Genomic DNA, 3184 nt, shown 5'->3' on the forward strand with positions numbered 1-3184 from the left:
TTCTTTTTCTATATTGGCCAGCGTTGAGTTGTTAATGTGAGAAAACGAACAGAAAGAGGTTAAGGAATGAATGATAAAATTATGCTAGTACTCATGTTTGTGCACCTCTGTCATGGATAATAAAAACCCGTCCCTTTGCGGGATCAAGGTGCTGGTCGTTGATGACAACGAAGACACACTAGCCCTCACCAAGCTCATGCTGGGCCTATGCGGTGCCGAAGTAATTGCCTCTCCTACTGCTGCAGAAGGATTGGAGCAAGTGCAGATGCAAAGACTCGACATCATCGTAAGCGACGTCAGCATGCCTTATATGGACGGATATCAGTTCATCCGGGCCGTACGGAACCTCCCCGCCCATAAAGGCAGAGACATTCCAGCCCTGGCCTTCACCGCCTTCCACGGCCCTGAGTATTCGGCAAGAGCGTTCGATGCCGGTTTCCAGGCGCATCTTTCCAAGCCCGCCCCATTGGAGATGTTAGTTGAGACGGTTGCGGGTATGATAAGTCTGCCCAGAAACTTTCTTAATTAGAAGACGTGATTTCCCTTTCCCCTTTCTTGTCTTTCGGTTCATTTCCCTTTCCGCTAAAGCGACCGATGCCCCCCTGCTTGGAAGTATAGGGCTACCGTGAGGATCACGAATAAACCTATTCTTCTGGTTGAGGACGACCAGGTGGACGTGATGAGGATCATCCGTGCATTCAAGGAAATTGGTGTTACAAATCCGGTTGTGCACCGGGAAAACGGGGAGGATGGGTTGAATTACCTTAAGGATGAAACCAACGATAAACCCTGCCTCATCTTGCTGGACTTGAACATGCCCATCATGAACGGCATCGAATTCCTGCAGGCAGTAAAAAAGGACAAGAGGATTAGACGTATTCCTGTCGTGATACTGACGACTTCCGATAATCATGAGGACAAGTTAAGCAGCTTCAACTCGAGTGCTGCAGGATATATTGAGAAGCCGGCTGGTTACAGGCAATTCGTGGAAATCGCGCGGTCAATCAATGCTTATTGGACTATCAGCGAGATGCCCTGACCAGCGGCAGAAATTCCATTAATATCAATAAGGAAGCGCAGTACGACAATCCCCTAAGGAGATATCAGTGATTAGAGCAACCTGGCTTTTACCAGGGATATTCGTGTTGGCCTGCGAACGGGAAGTGCCGCACGTTGATGATTCAAACAACATCGTAGTCAATGGCGAAAAGATGAGCCAGGATGCTTTCCTTGAAAAATACTGTATCGGGAAAGAAAAGAATCCGACTTGCTCCAAAGTATTGGACGCAGCGGCTCAGAATCTTATAGAGAGGGCCCGCAAACGCTGAAGAGCACAGTGCAGGATGAAAGCCCAGGCAGCAGAACCGCTGGTTCTGAACCACACCCATACGATTCCAGCTAACTCAGTTACGGCAAAGGCCTTTCGAGCTTTGGAAAAAGAATTTTTGGTGACTTATAACGCCCAGGACAATACGTATACTCTGCTTAAATACGTAATCGGGCCCACCATCATCACAATTATGACCTTGGAAACCTATCCCACGAGAAGCGCGAACAACTACTTGGTAAAGCGGCGGCTTGGAGTATGCATGACGTTCGATTCGACATCCGTTCTACCCACTTCGGCGGAGATTGGCCCATCAGTGGCACTTTCCGCCTAAGGAGTTTTCACTCCATTCTCAACTTCATTGGCCGTTCTGCCGATAGTGAACCCGAATATGATGTGGAAGGACCCTCGCACGCCACCTTTTATCCGGGGACCGATGCCCGCGCCAAGGGAACACCCGGTATCGGTTTAGGTCTTGCGCTTGCACAGACGATCGTTCACACGCACCGAGGACGGATCGTGGCTTCAAATCAGCCAGAAGGCGGAACCGAATTGATCATCGGATTACCGCTTGTTCGCTGATTAGCCGATAGGTAATGGCGGTTGGTGACCCGAGAGGCCGAGGGGTCGAATGGATGGAAACAGCCGAGGAACCTCGATCATCCCCGGTTCAGGTAACCGTACGCGGCAGGCGATGCCCGACAAGGAGGAGGCTAGTCGGGGCCGTCTATCGGCAATGATCATCATGGAGATATTTTCAATCACGAATCCTCTACGAGGCGCGCCTCTCAAAAGCCTCCAGGAAGGATAAAAATCGCCTATTCTGCTAACAACTTCTCCTTGGTAGTTACCAGGATGTAGATACCAGCGCATCGGCCAACAGCGAGATTGATTGGACCAGCAGGTCGGCTACACCCTCGACGAGGAACATCGCGGCATTGATGGCAAGCACCACCTACAGCACACGACAGTGATTTGCGCGCATGGCTGTTATTTCGCAGCTCTTGTCTTCACAGCAACTAGTCATGGTTCAATATCATGCCGTTCTGGTCTTCGTCTTCGGCATCCTGGCGCACCGCGGGCAGGTGCTCGAGCAACTCCGGCAGCGCCATTCGCACAGTGCCCCAAACCACATCGAGGTTGATGTCAAAGTAGCCGTGAGCGATGCGGTTACGCATACCGCGCATGCTGCGCCAGGGTACCTCGGAATGTGCTGTGTGAACTCAGCGTAGGCGTCCATTATCTTAGTCGCAGCTTCACCAATGATGATGAGACTCATGATGACGGCTTGCTGGGTGCGCTTGTCCTCAAGGAAATCATCTTTTCCCATACCTTCCACAAAGCTGCATGCATCCGTCGCGGCCTGCTGCATATGGTCAAGGTAGTCGGGCAGGCGATTCTCACTCATACCGGCTGAGCCTCCGCCAGCACCTTGGCCCGGAACTTTGGTGGCAGGTCAGCCGGGGTGAGCAAGTCGACGTGAACGCCAAGCAGCGATTCCAGCTCGTCCTGTAAACCGCCCAGATCGAACCGTGTTCCAGCAGGCAGCGCATCGACCAGCAGATCGAGGTCGCTGCCATCCTGGTCGGTACCATGCAGCACCGAGCCGAAAACACGCGGGTTCGCCGCACGAAAGCGATTTGTCGCTTCCCGTACTGCACTTCGCTTCATGTCAAGCGCAACGGACGGTCTCATAGGCATCCTTCTTTATCGAATTTGTTGAGATGACAGCAATCAAGAATAGATTTTCAAGAAAAGCATCTGCAACAAATCTGACCAATTTCATTAGATCAAGCTGAAACAGAGGCCTAAGAAACTTATCCACAATCCTATCCCCGGTCTATCCCCGGTAACAGG

The 3184-nt window shown here is 51.4% G+C and carries 6 protein-coding genes and 1 pseudogene; 4 read left to right on the forward strand and 3 right to left on the reverse strand.

All coding sequences use genetic code 11. From position 1 onward, the window contains the following. The first annotated feature begins 112 nt into the window (after positions 1-112). The 4 genes from BMY01_RS16790 to BMY01_RS17640 all read left to right on the forward strand — a co-directional run bounded on the left by BMY01_RS16790 (position 113) and on the right by BMY01_RS17640 (position 1909). Complete coding sequence (locus BMY01_RS16790) at positions 113-529, forward strand: response regulator (RefSeq protein WP_074749251.1); 417 nt, start codon at positions 113-115, stop codon at positions 527-529. A 96-nt stretch (positions 530-625) separates the two neighbouring features. Beyond that, a complete protein-coding gene (locus BMY01_RS16795) occupies positions 626-1039 on the forward strand; it encodes a response regulator (protein ID WP_074749252.1) in 414 nt (137 codons plus the stop codon). Positions 1040-1106: 67 nt separating this feature from the next. Next, entirely contained in the window at positions 1107-1328 is a 222-nt protein-coding gene (locus BMY01_RS16800) for a hypothetical protein (protein ID WP_074749253.1), read from the forward strand. A gap of 257 nt (positions 1329-1585) precedes the next feature. Then, complete coding sequence (locus BMY01_RS17640) at positions 1586-1909, forward strand: ATP-binding protein (RefSeq protein ID WP_139176978.1); 324 nt, start codon at positions 1586-1588, stop codon at positions 1907-1909. A 437-nt stretch (positions 1910-2346) separates the two neighbouring features. Here BMY01_RS17640 and BMY01_RS18985 read toward each other — a convergent pair whose 3' ends face one another. The 3 genes and pseudogenes from BMY01_RS18985 to BMY01_RS16820 all read right to left on the reverse strand — a co-directional run bounded on the left by BMY01_RS18985 (position 2347) and on the right by BMY01_RS16820 (position 3022). Continuing rightward, positions 2347-2505: a HepT-like ribonuclease domain-containing protein gene (locus BMY01_RS18985; protein ID WP_439331420.1), complete on the reverse strand. Its 159-nt coding sequence runs from the start codon at positions 2503-2505 to the stop codon at positions 2347-2349. Between the two features lie 104 nt (positions 2506-2609). After that, positions 2610-2735: pseudogene (locus BMY01_RS18990) on the reverse strand (HepT-like ribonuclease domain-containing protein); the annotation flags it as partial. Then, complete coding sequence (locus BMY01_RS16820; RefSeq protein ID WP_074749256.1) at positions 2732-3022, reverse strand: nucleotidyltransferase family protein; 291 nt, start codon at positions 3020-3022, stop codon at positions 2732-2734. The pseudogene BMY01_RS18990 and the gene BMY01_RS16820, both read right to left, overlap by 4 nt. Positions 3023-3184 lie beyond the last annotated feature (162 nt).

The organism is Nitrosospira multiformis, assembly GCF_900110185.1.
In the GTDB taxonomy this organism is placed as follows: Bacteria; Pseudomonadota; Gammaproteobacteria; order Burkholderiales; family Nitrosomonadaceae; genus Nitrosospira; species Nitrosospira multiformis_A.